The 18,850-nt window shown below is 55.8% G+C and carries 18 protein-coding genes; 2 read left to right on the top strand and 16 right to left on the bottom strand.

Annotated features, from left to right (window positions below; all coding sequences use genetic code 11):
- Nucleotides 1-9: 9 nt before the first annotated feature.
- The 12 genes from GJU83_RS15050 to GJU83_RS14995 all read right to left on the bottom strand — a co-directional run bounded on the left by GJU83_RS15050 (nt 10) and on the right by GJU83_RS14995 (nt 13,186).
- On the bottom strand, nt 10-450 hold the full coding sequence (locus GJU83_RS15050) for an acyl-CoA thioesterase (RefSeq protein ID WP_069185033.1): 441 nt from the start codon (nt 448-450) through the stop codon (nt 10-12).
- A 72-nt stretch (nt 451-522) separates the two neighbouring features.
- A complete protein-coding gene (locus GJU83_RS15045; protein ID WP_069185034.1) occupies nt 523-1,992 on the bottom strand; it encodes an NAD-dependent succinate-semialdehyde dehydrogenase in 1,470 nt (489 codons plus the stop codon).
- Nucleotides 1,993-2,021: 29 nt separating this feature from the next.
- Entirely contained in the window at nt 2,022-3,179 is a 1,158-nt protein-coding gene (locus tag GJU83_RS15040) for an iron-containing alcohol dehydrogenase (RefSeq protein ID WP_069185035.1), read from the bottom strand.
- 9 nt (nt 3,180-3,188) lie between these two features.
- Nucleotides 3,189-3,845, bottom strand: a complete 657-nt coding sequence (locus GJU83_RS15035; RefSeq protein ID WP_069185036.1) for an ATP-binding cassette domain-containing protein — start codon at nt 3,843-3,845, stop codon at nt 3,189-3,191.
- On the bottom strand, nt 3,832-4,635 hold the full coding sequence (locus GJU83_RS15030) for an ABC transporter ATP-binding protein (protein WP_069185037.1): 804 nt from the start codon (nt 4,633-4,635) through the stop codon (nt 3,832-3,834). Before GJU83_RS15030 ends, GJU83_RS15035 begins: the two co-directional genes overlap by 14 nt.
- On the bottom strand, nt 4,632-5,582 hold the full coding sequence (locus GJU83_RS15025; protein ID WP_069185038.1) for a branched-chain amino acid ABC transporter permease: 951 nt from the start codon (nt 5,580-5,582) through the stop codon (nt 4,632-4,634). The genes GJU83_RS15030 and GJU83_RS15025 overlap by 4 nt, the downstream gene beginning before the upstream one ends.
- Nucleotides 5,582-6,478 (bottom strand): branched-chain amino acid ABC transporter permease, encoded by an 897-nt coding sequence (locus tag GJU83_RS15020; protein WP_069185039.1) that lies wholly within the window; start codon nt 6,476-6,478, stop codon nt 5,582-5,584. The genes GJU83_RS15025 and GJU83_RS15020 overlap by 1 nt, the downstream gene beginning before the upstream one ends.
- Before the next feature lie 135 nt (nt 6,479-6,613).
- Nucleotides 6,614-7,894: an ABC transporter substrate-binding protein gene (locus GJU83_RS15015; protein WP_069185040.1), complete on the bottom strand. Its 1,281-nt coding sequence runs from the start codon at nt 7,892-7,894 to the stop codon at nt 6,614-6,616.
- A gap of 235 nt (nt 7,895-8,129) precedes the next feature.
- Nucleotides 8,130-9,419 carry an ABC transporter substrate-binding protein gene (locus tag GJU83_RS15010; RefSeq protein ID WP_069185041.1) on the bottom strand — a complete coding sequence of 430 codons (1,290 nt, stop codon included), beginning with the start codon at nt 9,417-9,419 and terminating at the stop codon, nt 8,130-8,132.
- Nucleotides 9,416-10,804: a sigma-54-dependent transcriptional regulator gene (locus GJU83_RS15005; RefSeq protein ID WP_069185042.1), complete on the bottom strand. Its 1,389-nt coding sequence runs from the start codon at nt 10,802-10,804 to the stop codon at nt 9,416-9,418. Before GJU83_RS15005 ends, GJU83_RS15010 begins: the two co-directional genes overlap by 4 nt.
- Complete coding sequence (locus GJU83_RS15000) at nt 10,804-12,411, bottom strand: sensor histidine kinase (protein ID WP_227514612.1); 1,608 nt, start codon at nt 12,409-12,411, stop codon at nt 10,804-10,806. Before GJU83_RS15000 ends, GJU83_RS15005 begins: the two co-directional genes overlap by 1 nt.
- A gap of 175 nt (nt 12,412-12,586) precedes the next feature.
- Nucleotides 12,587-13,186 carry a DUF938 domain-containing protein gene (locus GJU83_RS14995; RefSeq protein WP_069185044.1) on the bottom strand — a complete coding sequence of 200 codons (600 nt, stop codon included), beginning with the start codon at nt 13,184-13,186 and terminating at the stop codon, nt 12,587-12,589.
- Between the two features lie 27 nt (nt 13,187-13,213).
- Here GJU83_RS14995 and GJU83_RS14990 point away from each other — a divergent pair, with 27 nt between their 5' ends.
- Nucleotides 13,214-13,807, top strand: coding sequence for a GNAT family N-acetyltransferase (locus GJU83_RS14990; protein ID WP_069185045.1), 594 nt, complete (start codon nt 13,214-13,216; stop codon nt 13,805-13,807).
- Here GJU83_RS14990 and GJU83_RS14985 read toward each other — a convergent pair.
- Complete coding sequence (locus tag GJU83_RS14985) at nt 13,804-14,079, bottom strand: acylphosphatase (RefSeq protein WP_069185046.1); 276 nt, start codon at nt 14,077-14,079, stop codon at nt 13,804-13,806. The genes GJU83_RS14990 and GJU83_RS14985 overlap by 4 nt on opposite strands.
- Before the next feature lie 85 nt (nt 14,080-14,164).
- Here GJU83_RS14985 and GJU83_RS14980 point away from each other — a divergent pair, with 85 nt between their 5' ends.
- On the top strand, nt 14,165-14,938 hold the full coding sequence (locus GJU83_RS14980) for a fructosamine kinase family protein (protein WP_069185047.1): 774 nt from the start codon (nt 14,165-14,167) through the stop codon (nt 14,936-14,938).
- Here GJU83_RS14980 and GJU83_RS14975 read toward each other — a convergent pair.
- The 3 genes from GJU83_RS14975 to GJU83_RS14965 all read right to left on the bottom strand — a co-directional run bounded on the left by GJU83_RS14975 (nt 14,935) and on the right by GJU83_RS14965 (nt 18,825).
- Complete coding sequence (locus GJU83_RS14975; RefSeq protein ID WP_069185048.1) at nt 14,935-15,882, bottom strand: AEC family transporter; 948 nt, start codon at nt 15,880-15,882, stop codon at nt 14,935-14,937. The genes GJU83_RS14980 and GJU83_RS14975 overlap by 4 nt on opposite strands.
- Nucleotides 15,883-16,033: 151 nt before the next feature.
- The gene (locus GJU83_RS14970; protein ID WP_069185049.1) at nt 16,034-18,367 is read right to left on the bottom strand and encodes a xanthine dehydrogenase family protein molybdopterin-binding subunit; all 2,334 of its coding nucleotides are present in this window, start codon (nt 18,365-18,367) and stop codon (nt 16,034-16,036) included.
- Nucleotides 18,364-18,825, bottom strand: coding sequence for a (2Fe-2S)-binding protein (locus tag GJU83_RS14965; protein ID WP_069185050.1), 462 nt, complete (start codon nt 18,823-18,825; stop codon nt 18,364-18,366). Before GJU83_RS14965 ends, GJU83_RS14970 begins: the two co-directional genes overlap by 4 nt.
- Nucleotides 18,826-18,850 lie beyond the last annotated feature (25 nt).

The following is an 18,850-nucleotide window of genomic DNA, read 5'->3' as shown; positions in this document are numbered from 1 at the left end:
CAGGGACATTCAAGTTTCTGCCGCACTAGCCTGGGCGGGCAGGATTTCTTCAAGACAGTCCCGAATTTGTTCAGGAATAGGTACTGAGCAATTCTGGTCACGATCCACGAAAACATGCACCACCTGACCATGGGCTGCGGCTTCTTCTTCCGATTCGCGGAAAACAGCCAGCTCATAAGTGACTGAACTATTTCCAAGCTTCGATACCCTGAGGCCGACAGAAATTGAGTCTGGATAGGCAACGGGACGGCGGAATTGGCAGGATGAGCTTACGACATAGCCCACGATCCTGGACGAGTGAATATCGAGCCCACCATGCTCAATCAGGTATCGATTGATCGTTGAGTCGAAATAGGAGTAATAGGTAACGTTGTTCACATGCCCGTATACGTCATTGTCCATCCACCGGGTGTATACGGGGTAGAAAACCGTGAAGTCTTGCCGGTTCATTTTAGTCCTCCAAGAGTAGAACCGGGGGCGCCCGTGTTCCTGATAGCGGGACGCCCTCGCGAAATTGAGGCGCTATTTCATACCGCCAAGACACAGGTACTTGAGCTCCATGTACTCGTCCAGACCGTAGTGGGAACCTTCCCGCCCGAGGCCACTCTCCTTCACTCCTCCAAATGGGGCTACTTCCGTCGAGATGATGCCTTCGTTGACTCCAATCATTCCTGATTCGAGTTCTTCCGCTACGCGCCATACACGATGAATGTCACGGCTGTAGAAATAGGCTGACAAACCGAACTCGGAATCATTTGCCATGGAGATGGCCTCGTCATCGGTTTCGAACCTGAACAGGGGCGCAACGGGCCCGAACGTCTCCTCGCGGGCGATAAGCATGTCCTGGGTCGCATGAGTGAGAATCGTGGGTTGGAAGAAAGTGCCGCCCAGGGCATGGGGCTGTCCACCCAAAGCTACCTTGGCACCCTTCGATGTAGCGTCTTCAATGTGCCGTTTGACCTTGTTTAGCGCAGCGTCGTTGATCAGCGGACCCTGCTGGGTTTCGCCTTCAAGACCCGGACCAACCACCATTTTGCTGACGGCAGCCTTCAGCTTTTCGGTGAAAGCGTCATAAACGCCGGCCTGAACGTAAACCCGGTTGGCGCAAACGCAAGTCTGGCCCGTATTCCGGTACTTTGACGCCATCAACCCGGCTACGGCCGCATCAAGGTCCGCATCGTCGAAGACAATGAAGGGAGCGTTGCCGCCCAATTCCAGGCTGACTTTTTTAACCGATTCGCTGGCTTGTCGCATGAGCAGCTTGCCAACCGGGGTGGATCCGGTGAACGAGACCTTGCGCACAATGGGATTACCAGTCAGTTCTCCACCCACGGCAACGGCATTCGGTTTGGAGCAGGTAACAATATTGATCAGACCGGGTGGAACGCCCGCTTCTTCAGCAAGTGCGGTGATTGCCAAGGCCGAAAGAGGAGTATCTTCAGCTGGCTTTACCACCACTGGACAGCCGGCTGCGAGTGCCGGCGCGACTTTGCGAGTGATCATTGCAATCGGAAAGTTCCACGGTGTGATGGCAGCGACTACGCCCACCGGCTGTTTGATAACAACGATGCGCTTGTCTTTTGCATGCCCCGGTATGACATCGCCGTAGGCTCGTTTGGCTTCCTCGGCGAACCATTCGATAAAGCTTGCGCCGTAACCGACCTCGCCTCGGGATTCCGCCAAAGGTTTCCCTTGTTCAGCGGTCATCAGGCGAGCAAGATCCTCTTGGTTGGCCATGAGCAGATCAAACCATTTGCGCAGAATACCCGCGCGCTCTTTGGCCGGGGTGGAACGCCATGCAGGCCAGGCGGCTTCTGCCGCCTCAATGGCTGCACGGGTATCGGTATCATCCATGTCAGGTACCGTTGCCAACTGATCACCGTTGGCAGGATTGGTCACGGCAAAAGTCTTCCCCGACTTGGCCATTATCCATTGGCCATTGATGTAAGCCTGTTCGCGCAGAAGTCCGCGATTCGTTAATTCAAGAGACATGAGTAACCTCAATCAATGCTATGGCCGAATCAGAAAGCGGCCTTGTAGATTGCCAGGGCATCCGTTTCAGACACTTCCCTGGGGTTGTTCACAAGCAGCCGAGTTTGCTTCATGGCATCCGACGCCAGGGTGGCCAGATCTGCCTCCCCAATCCCGACCTCACGCAGAGTTTGCTCCAGCCCCAGGTCAGCACTGAGAGCCTCAAGGCGGTCGATGAACTGATTCACCCTCTGATCGCTGGGGGTAGCGGCCAGATCCGGGAAGACATCGGTGGCCAGAACGGCATAGGCTTCGCCGCAGGTCTCGGTGTTAAAGCGCATGACGTGAGGGAGCACCAGTGCGTTGGACAGTCCGTGGGGTACATGGAAGATTCCGCCGATCGGGTAGGCCAGGGCATGCACTGCCGCTACGGGCGAATTGGCAAATGCCTGGCCGGCCAGCATGGCACCCAGCAGCATGTCAGAGCGAGCCTTGACATTGGTTCCGTCCTTCACGGCTGACTCGATATTGGCTCCAAGCAAGCGGAGGGCTTCGCGAGCGAGTGCCTTGGAAACCGGATTGTTGTTTGCGGAAGCTGAGGTATAGCTTTCGATTGCATGAACCATGGCATCAATTCCGGTAGCCGCGGTCACGTGAGCAGGAAGCCCGAGGGTCAATTCCGCGTCCAAAAGAGCAATGTCGGGAAGCAGTTGAGGTGCAACAACACCTTTCTTCTCGGTTTCACCAACGGTAATGATTGAGATCGGGGTGACCTCTGAGCCTGTTCCTGCTGTCGTTGGAATCTGAATCAGGGGCAATCGTGTGCCTTTGGCCTGTCCAACACCGTAAACGTCGTCAAGCCTTTCTCCGCCGCCAATCAGAAGCGCAATCAGTTTGGCAACATCCATGGATGAACCGCCACCAAACCCAATGACCCCATCCACCGCTGCTTCTCGCGCGTCGGCTAACGCTGCTTCCACGACCGATACAGGGGGGTCGGCAACCACGCCATCGAATAGCGTGTATTCCACGCCTGCCTCGTTGAGGGATCTTGTCGCTCTATCGAGCAGTCCTGCTTTGATCAGGCCGGGATCCGTAACGAGCAGTACCTTTTTACCCATTTGTTCTTTTACGATTTCCCCGAGGCGCTTAATCGCGCCGGGTTCGCAAATAACGCTTTTGGTTGTGTTAAACGTAAATGCAGACATTTCTTCCTCCTAGGTCAGCGACGCAATCGGTTCGACGCTTCCACGCTCAATCTGAAAGGCTTTGTCGACAAGATCTGCGGAATGGGATTGGTCCGATTCTGAAAGTAACACAGTCAGGCCTTCATCTTTGAGTGTGCTCAAGACGCTGGCGAGCCGTCTTGAGAGTGCCGGTGCCACCCCCTCAAACGGCTCGTCCAGTAGCAACAAGTTGGTTCCAGTCATCATTGCTCGGGCCAGGGCAACGAGCTTTTGTTGGCCGCCAGATAACTGGAGCGCTCGGCGATCGGAGAAGGACTCCACCTCTGGCATCATTTCATAGATCCAGGCAAGTCTGGCCTCTGCGTTAACGAGTTGGCAGGCCCATGCTGGCGCCATGATATTTTCCTCGACCGTAAGATCTGGTACCAGACGACGATCCTCTGGCATGTAGCCAATGGACATGCCCGCTCGCTCAAAAGAACCCTGATTGGTCATGTCCTCGCCATTGATCACTATCTGGCCCGCTTTTGGCTTGATAAGACCCATAATCGATCGGAGAGAGGTGGTTTTTCCCGCGCCGTTGCGTCCGATCAGACCAACCATGGAGCCCTTGCTGACGGAAAAGCTAACGTCCCGGAGAATAGTGGTACCGGCAATCTCCGTCGTGACATTCTTAAGTTCTAGCATGATCAGGCTCCTTGCTGGTGTTGGACTCGTTTTCGCCAAGATCGAGGTGATGCCCCACCACCAATTCCTGCACCTTGGGGTCAGACAGAACGGTTTGGGTCGGACCGTCCGCAAGAACCCGGCCGTCGTAGAACGCGAGGACCCGGTCGGCGTAACGCAAAACAACCTCCATGTCGTGTTCCACGAACATTGTTGCGGCGTCACTTTTCCGAACGGCCGCCATTACGGTATCCATCAGCAGGAATTTGTCTTCGATGGCAACGCCTGAGGTAGGCTCATCCAACAGCATCAGCCCGGGTTCAGCGAGCATAGCCATGGCAATGTCCAACAGCTTGCGAACCCCTTGGGGCAGAGTGGAGACAACCTCCTCCGCATACTGCTCAATTTCGTATTCGCGCAGTACCGCTCGGGCTTTTTCGACTTTTTCTTTGGACCTCAGGGGCTTCAGAAAACTCAATTTGCGATCGACTGAGAAACCGAACGCAATCAGCATGTTCTCCAGAACCGTCAATTCCTGGAATAGTTGAGGCACCTGAAAGGAGCGCCCTACGCCGGCCAGCGAGACGTCCCTGGGGGATTTCCCGATGATGGATTGGCCGCGCACGAGGATGTCGCCACCGGAGGGCTGAATATAGCCAGTTACCATATTGATGAAGGTAGTCTTGCCTGCGCCATTGGAACCTATGACGCCAACGACTTCGCCGGAATTCAGTTCGACATTGATATCGGTCGCTGCAGTTACGGCGCCAAAGGTTCGTTCCAGGTTTACAGTTTTCAGCAAAGCGCTCATGACGTTTTCCCCGCTTTCTTGTTCTGGAATCGTTCGACCAGTGACCACAGACCAGAAGGCATAAAGATAATGATTGCCAACAGGGCAAAGCCAAGAATCATTTGCCAGGTGTATGGGGCAACGGCGAACGCATAGGTGCGCAAGGCCTCAAACAGAACAGCTGCAACCAGCGGTGCCGCAACATGAGCAGTACCTCCCATCAGAGCGATAAACACAAACTCCCCGGAAGTGGTCCAGTACGCCATCTCCGGATCAACGTGGCCGCTTACCAAAGCGGTAATGGTGCCACCAATAGCCGCCAAAGCCGCCGCGATTATGTACTTCACATACACCACGCGGAACACAGAGCCGCCCAGGTACTCCAACCGGATTTCGTTTTCTCTGACGGCTTCTCCGGCGTAACCGGAAAGCGATTTCAGGTACCGCCATGCAACGGTTCCAAGAGTGATTACAAGGATTACCGCTACAACTAGCACCAGATCTGATGAAGCTTCTGCACCCGGCGTCCAGCCCAACAGGCTCGGATTGGCAACGTTAAAACCATCGGTGGATCCAAGGAACTGGTTCCGCACCAGCAAGCCATAAAGAATCATCGAGAACGCCATCGAAAACATGGCGAAGAAGATTTCACGGTAGCGGCAGAGTAGAAGGCCGATGATGGCTGCTATGGCAACGCTGACGGCAACCGAGGCGAGCATTATGACCAGGATGTCAGTGACGTCTGCAAATTGGGTCAGCATGCCCGCAACGTATGCACCCACGCAGTAATACAGACCTTGGCCAAAGGAGACCAGGCCGGCTCGCATGAGAAGGACCAGCCCGAGAACTACGAGGCCTTTGCCCATGGCAATGGTAAACAGGTAAGACATCCACTGTGGTAGCAGGAGGCCACCAACAATGACGGCCAACCCGAGCACAGATAAAAGCGCTAGGGATCTCGTTTTCATTAGATTTTCCTCGCGTTGGCAACAGCAAACAGGCCTTGCGGACGGAATGCCAGCACAAGCCCCATGACCGCGTAAATAACGAACAACTCGACATCAGGGTAGAGATGTACAGCTGTAGCTCGGGCCATGCCCACGATCAGAGCACCTACAAGGGCGCCAGTGATGCTGCCAAGGCCGCCAATCACTACCACTGCGAATGCAAGCACAATCACTTCAATGCCCATGCCCGGCACCACGGAGAGGCCCGGCGCAGTGAGAGCACCGGCTAGAGAACCGATACCAGCGCCGATCAAAAAGGTGATTGTGAAAATTCGCGCGACGTTAATGCCAAGTGCACTGGCTATCTCACGATCGTGAATTACGACTCGAAGGAGTTTCCCGTTGCGGGTGCGGTTCAGGCCATACCAGAGGGCGATACCGATCAAGATGCTCACGCCGATAAGCATGAAATCGTAATTAGCGAACGATAAACCGGCGAACTTGGTTCGACCCAAAAGGGTATAGGGCTGGTAAGCAAAGTAGGGCTCAACACCCCATATAAGCTTGATGGCATCTTCCATGATGAGCAGGACGCCGTAGGTGACCAGAATCATTACGACTTCATCCCTGCCGTACATGAAGCGAAGGAGACCGCGTTCTACAAGAAGTCCCACGGAAATACCGGCGACAAGAGCGGCAGCGATCAACGCGACGAAGCTGAACCAGGGAACGGAGCCGGTGGAGAAGTACCAGCCAACCATGGCGGCGCCCGAGTACGCACCAAGGGCGTAAAAGCTGCCATGAGACATATTGAGTATTCGCATGACCCCGTAAATCAGGGTGAGACCGGCAGAAATGATGAACAGCCATGAGGCATAGACTGAACCATCCACCAGTATTGCAAGAAGTTGTTTCATTGTAAGACTCCCGATGCTTCGCACAGACCTCGCCTGCCGTCCGGGCCATCTTCCGGTCGGGGAGGAGTGAAAGATCGTTGGAAAGCCTCATCGGGACCGGGTGGTCCCGATGAGCATGTTGCTAGATCAGTGGATTCAGTTGCACTCGGCACCTGGCATGCCGGCTTTGATCCACTCTACGGTCTCTGCGCCTTCCGGCGGGTTGACGCAATCTGCCGGGTAGCGGGTAATGTCGGTAAAGGTGATTTCACCGTCTACTCGCTTGAGGCGGCCGTAGACCATCTCTGTTGCAGCCTGATGACCGTTGCCACGGCTCATCTCAACCCGGCCGCCCGGGCCGTCAAATTCAAGACCTTCAAAGGCAGTGATCACCTCTTCAGTCGAGGCACCGACTCCAGCTTTATCCTGGGCCAGCTTGAGGCCAATCAACGCATGAGCCATGTGGTAGGCAGGGAAGGTGGGCGGCGTGCCGAAACGCTCGGTGAACTCGGTCTGGAACCAGGTATTCAGTTCGCTCTCTGGGGCAAACGGACCGAAGGGGCCACGGGCACCTATGATGGCGCCGTCCGGGAGGTGCTCGCCAAGACTGTTGAGCGCTGTTTCGCCCGCAGTGAAGATAACCTGGTTGTCCGCCAGCAGACCACGAGCGGCTGCCTGGAGTACGAACGCGTCTGTGTCACCGCCCCAGAAAGAGGTGTGAATTACGTCTGCGGAGTTTACCTGTAGAGCAGAAATTTCGGCACCGTACTGGCCCGCGAACAATTTGGGGAACTGTTCTGTTGTGATCTCAAGATCACCGCCACGCAGTACCTTCAGAGTCTCAGTGAAGTCGCGCCAGCTGTCGTGACCCCAGGAGTAGTTCTGGTTGATGCCTGCTACAGATTCCAGGTCGGGAATGTTTTCATGAACGTAGCGGGCCGCCGCGATGTTGTCCATGCTGGCGGTAGAGTGTGTGCGGAAAACATACTCGTAGTCAGCTTCCTCGAAGACCCGAGGAGTGCCGCAGTCGAACAATACGGTGAGCATCTTGAGTTCTTCAGCGACTGCCGGGATGGCCAGACAGTCACCGGAGGAAATATAGCCTACAACCGCATCGACGCCATCGCGCTCAACAAGGTTTCGAAATTCGGAGGTTTGTTTTGTTGCTCCACCAGCTTCGTCAACGTAGACAGGCGTGATCATCCGACCGTCAATTCCCTTGCCTTCGATAGGGGCGGGAAGTGTGCCGTCGTTGATAGCATCGATTACCAGGTCCGCAGCGTTCTTTGCGGGAATTCCGAAAGGCCCGGAAGCTGCGCCTGAAAGAAAGGTTACAAGGCCAAGTTTGTACTCTTCATTGGCGTAAACGTTGAGGCTCATGGCACCTGTCGTCATGGCACAGGCGACCGTCGCTGCGGTAAGCAGGGGACGTTTCATATCAGATCTCCAGACTGTTGTTCTTGTGTCGTTTGGTTGGACAACCAGTGTTGTTTTTTCCGGTGTCCTGCCCGACGTTTTCAAGCCGGCCTGTAACTGAGTGCACGCCCCATGCCAGAAATTCTATCTTCTTAACTGTCTGTTTTTCATTGGAAATAGAAAGCGGCGTCAGATTTTCTGAAGTCGATGAGCGGAATTCGCTCACGGTGGGTGAGCGAAAATGAGCGGATTCCGCTCATTGTGTTGCCGAGTGAACTTCCTCGTAATCAGACGGGTAATAGATTCGCCAATTTCCCAGCATTACCTTTGCGGGAGGAAAGCGAGGGTCCTCCACCGTCTCACCGATCGCCATTACTTGGCGGATTTGATGGGTAACCGGATCCATCGAGGATTGGAAACCTGGCGGATCCTCTGGAGTAGTCAGGCTCAATTGTTCAAAAGCTTTCTCGATGCTTTCAAGGTTTTTGTAGTCACCGCCTGCCTGGCGGGCTGCTTCGGCGATTGCGAGTATGCCGGTGAATGCACCCTGTGCTCCGGAGGAGGGGTAGTAGCCGGCCTGCCTCTGAAATTCCTGAACAAACCACCGGTTAAAATCTGTTTCCGGCCAGTTGTTGTGATGCCGGGATGCAAGTAACAATCCCAGCGGCATGCGATTGCCCAAGTGAGCAAAGATTTCGTAATCGCCACCTTTTTCAAAGTTGGCGAAGCGGGAAACATCGAACAGCCTGGTGTCAGTCGCCTGGGTGACAAAAGCGACGAAATCACCTCCCCACAAGCTATTCACGACCAAATCCGGTTTTTGTCGGATCAGCTCATTGATGTAGTGACTGTAGTCTGGCTCGCTTAACCGGGGCCAGAGCGCACCAGCAATCTCGTAATCTACGCCCAGTTTATTCAAAGCCTCTCGAAAATCGGCCCACACCTGATAACCGTACTCGTAGTCGGGACCGAGGTAGGAAATTCGAAGCGGTTTTTTCTGCAAGTGGTCAGCAAAGTAGTCCCTGATAAACAGCGCTCCGGCTGTCATTGATTGGCGGGTGTCGTTCGTGACGCGGAAATATCGATCGTGGAAAAATTCATCGGTGAGTCTGGACGAAGCGTGGTCTGTACCAACAAAAAACGCATCTGCGGAAGCGGCAATTTCGGTCACCTGAATCGCAACTGACGAATTAACAACGCCACACAGGAATGTCGCCCGCTCTTCTTCAATGAAACGTTTGGCAATCGTAACGGCGGTTGATCGTTTGGACTTGGTATCCCCGAGCAAAACCCTGAGACGAGGTAGTGCCGGCAGCTCCTGCTGTTCAATGTATTGAAGCGCAAGCCGTATACCTACCACTGAGTCCCGACCCAGGACCCCAGCTCGCCCGGACATGGGGTAAAGGCAACCAACAACAATATCCGCTGTGTCCTCGCTTGCCCCCAGAGACTCCAGCGCCTTGGCTGGCATTGCAATTGTGACAAGAACCAACTGACAGATTGCAACCAGGATGCCGATAAATCGGTTGCGGGAAATCGGGATCACAGTTCGTCTCCGGTGAGCCCCAGTTTCTGCATCCTTCTTTTCAAGGCATGTCTGGATATTCCGAGGGAATTTGCAGCTTCGCCTTTGCGGCCGTTGGATTGCGCCAATGCGTCCAGAATGCACTGGGCCTCTCGTTTTGCGATTTCACTGGTCAAGGATCCATGGCTTTCGTTGCTGGCCGAATCCTTTTCGGTCACTGGGAGAGGCATTTGATCAGATGAGCCGATGATTTCGGGCGGCAGCCGATCAACGCTAATGCTCTCACCAGCATGCAATATGGTGAGTCTCTCAATGGTGTTGCGGAGTTCCCGGATATTTCCCGGCCAATCGTAATTACAGAGTCTGGTGAGGGTTTCGGGTGTAAGCCTGATCGGCTTGCAGCCCTCTTGCGCTGCCAGCTCCGTGACGAAGTTCGATGTCAAAACGGGGATATCCTCCTTGCGCTCAGCCAGAGACGGGATCGTCAGTGGCATAACGTTCAGGCGGTAGAATAGGTCCTCACGAAATGTTCCCGCTTGGGCTTCAGTCTGCAGATCTCGGTTACTGGCCGCTATGACACGAAGATCCGCGTCAATCTCTTTTTGACCGCCCACTGCGCGAAAACGGTGAGTCTCCAGGAAGGTTAATAATTTTGCCTGCAGGGTTAGCGGCAGCTCACCAATTTCATCCAGGAAAAGAGTGCCACCGTTGGCTAACTCAACCAAGCCTGTCCGGCGCTTGTCGGCACCGGTATAGGCTCCTTTTTCTGCGCCAAACAGTTCAGCTTCCAGCAGGTTTTCAGGCAGCGAAGCGCAATTTACGGATACGAACGGCGCGGCTTTGTCTTTTGTGGCGTGTAAAGCTTTCGCAATGAGGGTTTTCCCGCTGCCCGATGGTCCCTGGAGAAGTATGGTGCGCGCAGAGCTCTTACCGATTCGCTCGACTTGATCGAGCAGCTTTTGCATGGCTAAGGAGTGGCCAACAAGGCCATGAACTTCAGATTCCCGCTCTCTCCGATATGCCACTTCCTCTGTAAGTTGGCGATGTTTGTGATTGCGCTGAATTAAAAGAATCAGTTCGTCCAGGTCAAACGGTTTAGTGATGTAATCCTGTGCGCCTTTTTTGACCGCCTCGACCGCAGCGCGAGTATCGCCATGGGCCGAAATCATGATCGTGACGGGCGGGGCAGGAAGTGCCTGAACCTGGTCGAGAACCTCAAAACCGGATTGGTCAGGCAATTTAAGATCGAGCAAGACCACGTCTGGTGTTTGTTTTTCAATCTCGGCGAGACCGCTTTTTCCGTCATAGGCGGCGAAAACCGTCATTTCTTCTTCTTCGAGTGAAAACATCAGACTACTGACAAGATTTTTCTCGTCATCGATGATGAGGACGGTTGGCTTTCGCATTAAACTGTTTCCTGGTTCTCGTTGTTCAGATAAAGCGGCAGTTTCAGAGTGACTTTCAGACCTTCGCCGGAAACGCTCTGGAAACGAAGGTTTCCTTGATTGGCCTGCGCGAGCTGTCTGCAAATGGCCAGGCCTAGGCCAGTGCCGTTGGTTTTCGTTGTGAAAAACGGCTCTGTCAGGTGGCTCAGGTGGTCCGCGCTTACACCAGGGCCGTTATCGCTGACAGAAACATAAACTGCCAAGCCCTGCTGTTTGGTTCTTATGGTAACTCGGCCCCCAATACCTTCCATGGCCTGAATTGCGTTCATCACCAGATTCATCACTATCTGGCGGACCTGTGCCGAATCGGCCCACGCGTAAACAGGCTCGTGCTCGACTTGCACCAACTCGATCCCATGACGATGCGCTACGGCATCGGCAAGAATTTTAACTGTTTCAACAACGTCGATAATATTGACCTTGTTCGCCTTGGCTTCTCTGGGCCGAGCGTAATCCAGGAGCAGTTGAACAACGTCATTTACTCGGTCGATTTCATGGTCAACTGACTCCATTAATTTTTGGCGTTTGGGATCCGACTCCTTCCGTGACAGGGCCTGAATGGTAGTTTTGATGGTAGCGAGAGGGTTTCTGATCTCGTGCGCGACACCGGCGGAGAATTGCCCCAAGATGGCACGTCGCTCAACGTCAACCATGCTTTTCACCAGTCGACGAAGACGAAGCCGCATACGCTCGAGAGCGAAAGCCAGATAACCAATTTCCGCCGTACCCTCCGTGTGTAGCGGAGTATCGAAATCTCCTCCAGCGACCCTGTCAGCTCCCTCAATCAGCGGCGTAACCTGCTTTTCCAATCTTCTGGAGAGGTGACGGGACAACAGGATAACGGCTAGAGCTGCTCCAGAAGCCAGAAAGATTAACCCGAATCTTGCGGATTCCAGGGGTCCTAACAACGGGTCGCCCAACCATTGAAGGCGTATGTGCCAGCCTTCGATAAAATCGTTTGAATCGATGTCTTTTGCGGAAGAGGAGGAGTCTTCGGGTATGTTACCAACGGCAGTTATCGGCACGTCTTGGGGGGTTACGACAAGAGGGCTCTGCAAGCCAGTGAGGCTGAGGTCCTTTACCTGATCGGTGAGGCTTGCAAGACGGACAACCAGGCCTACCCAGGCCTCCGGGGTTGGATTAAGACCGGTCGGACTGAGTCTGAGAATAAACCAGCCGGGCCGACTCTCAGTTGGCAGGGCGGGGCCGATGATTTCTCCGTTGGCAAACGGAGTGAGAGGTAGCTGATCTAATGCCACTTGATCCAGCAACGTTTGTGTCAGGTACCACAAAGGAACCTCAAATCTGGAGGGTTTTACGACTACCCCGTACAGATGAGGACTATCGAGAGCCTGGCGAAGCTGTGTCATTACCTCCGCACTTGGCTCCTCACTGGGGCTGGCAGTGGTTAACCACTCGAAAACCTCAGGTATGTCGGCAAGAGCCTCTAGCTCATAGATTCGCTCCTGGAGAAAAGTCCTCAAGAGGTTCTCTGCGCCTGCAAGTCGGGCATTCGTCCGACTTTCTGTCACTTTTTCAAGTGCTTTTACATACTGGGTGTCATACATGAAAGCCAGGACGATAAGTGGCACGAGGGCAATTAACAGTGCGCTGAACAGATATCGTCTTGCCAGGCCATTCCGACGGAGCACCCTCAAGCGAGGCGGAGTCGAGGCGTCATGTTTTATTATGCTTTTCATGGAGCGACCATATCGGTAGTTGAGCGGTCTTGGAATCGACCTGCTACTTCCTCCAAACCAACAACCGATTATTAGCCGGCATCCCAAAATCCTCCTCGAGGACAAAGCCGGTGTCCTCAGCCAGCGCCTTCAGATCCTCCATATCCCGTATCCCCATATGCGGCGCCTGCGTTCTTAGCGACAGATCAAACCGCGCGTTGCTCTCACTGGTGTGCCGGCCGCCATAGCTGAACGGCCCATACAGACAGAAGATTCCCCCTTGCGGCAACACCTCCGATACACCGCGAAACATTGCCTGAACCTCCTGCCAGCCCATGATATGGGCGGTATTGGCAGAAAAAACGCCGTCGATTGCGGGCAGATCGGCCCAGCTTCCACCGAGCACGTCCAGGGCCAGGGGCGCGTTGATATTGGTGAGCTCCGAGTCATCGATCCATGCCCGAGAGAGCTGGGCATTACTGGGATGATCAGTGGGTTGCCACACCAGGTACGGCAAGTGGCTGGCAAAGTGCACCGCGTGCTGGCCGGTGCCTGTGCCAATCTCCAGGATGGTGCCTGGCTGTTTGAAAAGTGCCCTCAGTTTTTCCAGAATCGGCGCTTTATTGTTCTCGCAGGCTTGGGAAAACGGCTTGTCCTGTTGCATGCTCGACCTTTTGAAAGGGGGTAATAGATGGCGGTATCGATAATTCGGCTCAGCGGTGATCAGATTAACCCATACCTTGATGATCTCGCACGTCTGCGAATCGAAGTATTTCGCAGCTTTCCCTACCTGTACGACGGCGATTTGGGCTATGAACGCAAGTATCTGGATACCTACGCCCGCTCGCCAGAGAGCCTGTTCGTTCTGGCAATGGATGGGGAGTCGGTTATTGGTGCCGCAACGGGTATCCGGATGGACCACGAAACAGAAGAGTTCAAAGGCCCGTTTATAGAGCAGGGTTATGAGCCGGAAAAGATCTTTTATTTCGGTGAGTCGGTGCTGTTGCCGGACTACCGGGGGCAGGGCATCGGGGTGGCCTTTTTTGACCACCGGGAAGGTCATGCCCGGGAGCAGGGTCGTTTCACACACTGCTGTTTCTGCGCGGTAGAACGGCCGTCGAATCATCCGCTGAGGCCTTCGGATTACCAGCCCCTGGACCAATTCTGGCACCACCGCGGATACCGCAAAGTACCGGAGCTGGCCACCACCTACACCTGGAAAGATGTGGACCAACCGGAAGAAACTGCCAAGCCAATGACCTTCTGGCTCAGGCGAATCGATTAACGCACGCTGAAATTGCTGAATTCGCCGGTGGGGGACTCCTGGGCAATCTCGACCGCGTCCACCCTGGCATCCGGCGGCCCTTCCGCGCACCAGGTTTTCAGTTGCTCCAGCCGGTCTTCGGGCCCTTCAGCGATAATCTCGACCCGACCATCGGGCAGATTGCGGGCGAAACCCGTAAGGCCAAGGGAAGAGGCCTTCTGTTCCGTGGAAGCGCGGTAATAAACGCCCTGTACCCGGCCGGATATCAGAAGTTGCCAGCGTTTGGTATCCATGGTTTGCCCCCGCTCGTTGTGTCGTGTCAGTCTTCATTTCAATCTACCGGTTCGGGCATCACAACTTCAAGGAGCGCGAAAGTCGATGGCCAATACCCACCTGAAACACAATGCCACTGATTATGCTGATGCCCTGATCTGTGAAGCGGAGGGGTTGGAACGCCTCGCCAGCGCACTCGATGAGGCCGGGGTGACGGGCATTGGCGTCCCGCGCGTTCACCGGGTGGATGAAAATGAACTCGAAATCACCGCCATACAGTCGTCAGGTGCCTCGGATCGGGCTCGCGAGGTCCTGGGTGAAGGGCTCGCGAGAATGCACGCTTTACGTCAGAAGGCCTACGGCTGGGGACGGGACAACTACATTGGCCTGTCGCCGCAACCCAATCGCTGGTGTGACAGCTGGGGTGAATTCTTTGTTCGGGAACGCCTTGGCTACCAGGTCTCCCGTATCCGTGAAACGGGCCAGAGGAGCCGTTTCCAGTCGGTTCTGGATGAGTACGGAGGCACGTTGATTGATTGGCTGAACGTGCACTGTGAGCACCCGAGCCTGCTCCACGGCGACCTCTGGAATGGCAATGTACTCTATGGCGCAGACGGCCCCTGGCTGATTGATCCGGCTGTTTACTGCGGTGACCGCGAGGCCGATATTGCCATGACCCAAATGTTTGGCGGCTTTGGGGAAGCGTTCTACCGGGCCTACGACGCGCACTACCCACGAACAGCGGTGTATGGCACCAAGCGGGAGGTCTATAACCTCTACCACTATCTGAACCACTACAACCTGTTCGGCGGCGGATACCTTGGGGGATGCCAGGCGGGGTTTGCTGTCGTCGAGTCTGTCGGGCGCGGCGAGGCCTAGATCAAATCGGCGCTGCGAAGCACAAACACCCCCAGAGTTACGGTAATACTCGCCAGCAGGGTGGTCAGCGCAATGATATTGGCCGCCAACCGGTCATTACCGCCCAATGCCTTAACCATCACGAAACTGGCGGCCGCCGTCGGGCTGGCGAAGAACAGGAACATAAGGCCCAGCTCGGAACCCCGAAAACCAGCCAGCCACGCTGCGGCTGTGCAGAGCGCTGGCAATATCACCATCTTGAACAGGCTGGACCCCAGCGCCGTCTTGCTGTCGCTGCGGATGGCGCTCAGGGAAACCGTGGCGCCAATGCACAGCAGCGCCAGGGGCAGGGTGAGCGAGGCGAAATAGTCGCCGCTGGTCATGACCCAGCGTGGCAGCGTGATATCCAGGGCGGCAAAGGGGATGGCCACAAAGACCGCCAGGATGAGGGGATTGCGGACGATGTCGTGGAAGATCTTTGTCCAGTCCGTTGTCTGACCCGGCTGGTAGGCCACCAGCACGATCACCGAGAGAATGTTGTAGGAAATAATCACCAGGCCAAGCAGGATGCCCCCTGCCGAAAGGCCAAAGTCGCCGTAAAGATTGGCGGCCAGTGCCAGGCCGACGATGCCACAGTTGCCCCGAAAGGCCCCTTGTACGTAAACCCCTCGATCTTCCCGAACCACGCGCCACCGGGCCCAGAGCCACGTGATGGCAAAGCTGGCCAGTGTCGCGGCCAGGTAAAACACCAACAGGCCGGGGTTGAACGCGGTATCCAGGTCGGCCCGAATGATGCTCAGAAACACCAGGGTTGGTAGCGTGGCTTTAAACACCAGCGCGGAGGCGGTATTCACAAACGCATTGTCGATCCAGCCAATCTTCCGAAGCCCCAGGCCGATAAACACCATGGCAAACACGGGCAGTGTGGTTTCCATGGTTTGCAGGAACAGGTCGATCAGGGTCATCAAGGGTGGCCGTTGGGTCGAGGGAAGTTAAGAGATCCAGCCGGATTATAAGCGGGGAGAAAGCTAGGATGCTATGGGAATACCACGAAGGTATGGGCCGGAAAGAAATTAGCCAATAAAAAATCAGGGCCCCAGAGGGCCCTGATCGGTTTTACCCTTTCAGCTGGTCACCAACCGGCAACCGCCTGATGCGTTTACCGGTTGCTGCATAGATCGCGTTGCAGAGCGCCGGCGCTACCGGGGGCAGGCCAGGTTCACCTACGCCCCCCATGGCCTCACCCGGATTGTCGACCAGATGGACCCTCAGGGTTTTAGGGGCGTCCGGCATGCGCGGTATCAGGTATTTGTCGAAGTTACCCTGCTGCGCCACGCCGTCTTCAAAGGTCACCTCGCTTTGCAGCGCGATGCCGATGCCCATCACGATGGCGCCTTCCAACTGGGAACGAATCCGCTCCGGGTTGGCCTGAGGGCCGCAATCGAAGGCGATGTCTGCCCGGTGAATGGTGAGCTTGCCCTGGTCATCGACTTCTACGTCAAACACGATCGCGGTGTAGGAAACAAAGCTGTGGTGAAAGGCCAGGCCCAGCCCGCGATTCTTACCCGGGGATTTGCCCCAGCCGGCTTCATTGGTCGCCCGCTCAATCACGTTGCGCATGCGGCCGATATCGATGGGGTAGAGATCCGGATCTTCCCCATAGTTCCAGCCGTCACCCACGGTCAGGTTGTGAATCTCCCGGTCTGGGCCAAGCAGGTCGAGAACGAAATCCCGATGGTCCTTGCCGGCTGCCACAGCCATTTCATGGGCAAAGCTCTGGATCGCCCAGGCATGGGGCAGGTTGTAGACCGAGCGGAACCAGCCAATGCGCACATGGGCGGGTGCAGGCGGGTTTTCCAGCCTCAGGGCCGGCACCGAGAATGGCATGGTGTTAAAGCCCATGCCCAGTTCAAACTCACCCTTGTGCTTCGGGTCGGGCGCGAATAGCGAGCCGATACTCGGTGACAGGGTCCGGTGTAGCCAACCTGTGGCCTGGCCATTGCCGTCCAGCCCGGCCTCCAGATAATCGACAGACACGGCATGGAAGTAGGCGTGGTGGATATCGTCTTCCCGCGACCACTGCAGCCTCACGGGCCGGCCTTTGAAAGCCTCGGCAATACTGGCCGCTTCAATGGCGAAATCCGGCTTGGATTTCCGCCCGAAGCCGCCCCCAAGCAGGGTAACGTGAACGGTTACATTCTCTGCATCAAGGCCGAGTCGGCCGGCGACCGTATCGCGGGTTGCCTGCGGATTCTGGACTGGCGCCCAGACTTCGGCCTTGCCGTCCTTGATTTGTACCGTTGCAACCGGAGGTTCCATGGGTGCCTGAGCCATGTGAGGCATGTAGTAGGTGGCGGAGACACGCTTGGTGGCATTTTCCAGAGCTTTATCCAGATCGCCATGCTGGCGGACCACCGTGCCGGGCTGCTGCGCTGCCTTTTCCAGAGATTCTCGATAGGCGGACGAGGTATAACTGGCGTTGTCTCCGGCAGCCTCCAGATCCCAGTCGATCTTCAGTGCTTTGCGTCCTTCCAGGGCGGCCCAGGTATTGGAGGCCACCACGGCAATCCCACCGAGAGGGCTAAAGCCAGCGGGCTGGCCAGTACCCTCAACCTTCATTACCTTCTCTACGCCCGGCATCTTAAGGGCCTCGGTATCATCGAAACTAGCGACGGTTGCGCCATAAACGGGTGGGCGTGCAATCACGGCATAGAGCAGGTTCTCAAACGGCACATCTGCCCCATACACCGCTTTACCGGTAACGATATCTTCGCCGTCGATCGCTTTCGGGTAAGCCGATTTCAGCTCGCCGTTGATCAGACCGGTTTCCTTGCCGACGAATCGAAGCTCTTCATCGCGCTTGAGTACCAAAGCATTGCGCCCGGGAACCTCGAGTTCCCTGGCTTTCCCGGCAAGCTCCCCAAAGCCGAGCTCTTTGCCGGAGGATCTGTGAACGACTTTATGTACACCGGCCTGAACGTCACTGGTCGAAACGCCCCACTCATTGGCGGCGGCTTGCTCCAGCATCTGCCTGGCGGCTGCTGCGGCGCGGCGCATCGGCTGGTACCAATGGCGCATACTGCGCGAACCGTCGGTGTTCTGGTTGCCGTATTTACTGTGATCGCCTTCGGCCTGTTCGACTCTCACCTGGTCCCAGTCAGCACCAAGCTCGTCGGCACCGACCATCACCAGACTGGTCCGGATACCCTGACCCATTTCAGACCGGTTGTTCACGATGGTAACAAGGCCATCCGCATCGATATGAATAAATACGTTGGGGTCGTCGACCCAGCCGCCGGGCATGGCTCCGGCACCAAATTGAGCCTTTTCGTTGCCACCCAGGGCCACATCCCAACGGGCTGCTAGCACCAGGGCAGAGCCGCCGGCCAGGCCCATCAGGAACCGTCGACGGCTCACGTTGGCAATCATCAAGTTGTCATCGGCGCTCATGCTTCACCCTCCTTGCCAGAAGCCCGTTCGATTGCAGCAAGGATTCGGTTGTAGGTGCCACAGCGACAAAGGTTGCCCGCCATGGCGTCAACAATCTCTGCAGTTTCGGGATTCGGTGTCTGTTTCAGCAAAGCGGTCGCGTTCATGATCTGGCCACCCTGGCAGTAACCACACTGGGCGACACCGAGGTCGAGCCAGGCCTGCTGAACCTTGCTGCCAACCGGGTCGTCAGCCATGGCTTCAATGGTGGTGATCTCGCCGGTGGCGGCAGAGACCGGGGTCACGCAGGAGCGGATTGCTGTTCCGTTGAGGTGTACCGTGCAGGCGCCGCACTGGGACATGCCGCATCCAAACTTGGTTCCTTTGAGGCCGACAACATCGCGGATCACCCAGAGCAGGGGCATGTTATCGGGAACGTCGAGCTCATAGCGCTCGCCGTTAATCGTGAGGGTAGCCATATCGTCCTCTCATTTATGAGTTTTG

Origin of the sequence: Marinobacter salsuginis, assembly GCF_009617755.1 — a bacterium.
Classification (GTDB): Bacteria; Pseudomonadota; Gammaproteobacteria; order Pseudomonadales; family Oleiphilaceae; genus Marinobacter; species Marinobacter salsuginis.
This window is presented reverse-complemented; position numbering and strand designations above follow the sequence as displayed.

What these genes read in the sequence shown, in the direction of transcription:
- GJU83_RS15050 (WP_069185033.1), bottom strand. Translation starts at nt 450, where the DNA reads ATGAACCGGCAAGACTTCACGGTTTTCTACCCCGTATACACCCGGTGG.
- GJU83_RS15045 (WP_069185034.1), bottom strand. Translation starts at nt 1,992, where the DNA reads ATGTCTCTTGAATTAACGAATCGCGGACTTCTGCGCGAACAGGCTTAC.
- GJU83_RS15040 (WP_069185035.1), bottom strand. Translation starts at nt 3,179, where the DNA reads ATGTCTGCATTTACGTTTAACACAACCAAAAGCGTTATTTGCGAACCC.
- GJU83_RS15035 (WP_069185036.1), bottom strand. Translation starts at nt 3,845, where the DNA reads ATGCTAGAACTTAAGAATGTCACGACGGAGATTGCCGGTACCACTATT.
- GJU83_RS15030 (WP_069185037.1), bottom strand. Translation starts at nt 4,635, where the DNA reads ATGAGCGCTTTGCTGAAAACTGTAAACCTGGAACGAACCTTTGGCGCC.
- GJU83_RS15025 (WP_069185038.1), bottom strand. Translation starts at nt 5,582, where the DNA reads ATGAAAACGAGATCCCTAGCGCTTTTATCTGTGCTCGGGTTGGCCGTC.
- GJU83_RS15020 (WP_069185039.1), bottom strand. Translation starts at nt 6,478, where the DNA reads ATGAAACAACTTCTTGCAATACTGGTGGATGGTTCAGTCTATGCCTCA.
- GJU83_RS15015 (WP_069185040.1), bottom strand. Translation starts at nt 7,894, where the DNA reads ATGAAACGTCCCCTGCTTACCGCAGCGACGGTCGCCTGTGCCATGACG.
- GJU83_RS15005 (WP_069185042.1), bottom strand. Translation starts at nt 10,804, where the DNA reads ATGCGAAAGCCAACCGTCCTCATCATCGATGACGAGAAAAATCTTGTC.
- GJU83_RS15000 (WP_227514612.1), bottom strand. Translation starts at nt 12,411, where the DNA reads ATGTATGACACCCAGTATGTAAAAGCACTTGAAAAAGTGACAGAAAGT.
- GJU83_RS14995 (WP_069185044.1), bottom strand. Translation starts at nt 13,186, where the DNA reads ATGCAACAGGACAAGCCGTTTTCCCAAGCCTGCGAGAACAATAAAGCG.
- GJU83_RS14990 (WP_069185045.1), top strand. Translation starts at nt 13,214, where the DNA reads ATGGCGGTATCGATAATTCGGCTCAGCGGTGATCAGATTAACCCATAC.
- GJU83_RS14985 (WP_069185046.1), bottom strand. Translation starts at nt 14,079, where the DNA reads ATGGATACCAAACGCTGGCAACTTCTGATATCCGGCCGGGTACAGGGC.
- GJU83_RS14980 (WP_069185047.1), top strand. Translation starts at nt 14,165, where the DNA reads ATGGCCAATACCCACCTGAAACACAATGCCACTGATTATGCTGATGCC.
- GJU83_RS14975 (WP_069185048.1), bottom strand. Translation starts at nt 15,882, where the DNA reads ATGACCCTGATCGACCTGTTCCTGCAAACCATGGAAACCACACTGCCC.
- GJU83_RS14970 (WP_069185049.1), bottom strand. Translation starts at nt 18,367, where the DNA reads ATGAGCGCCGATGACAACTTGATGATTGCCAACGTGAGCCGTCGACGG.
- GJU83_RS14965 (WP_069185050.1), bottom strand. Translation starts at nt 18,825, where the DNA reads ATGGCTACCCTCACGATTAACGGCGAGCGCTATGAGCTCGACGTTCCC.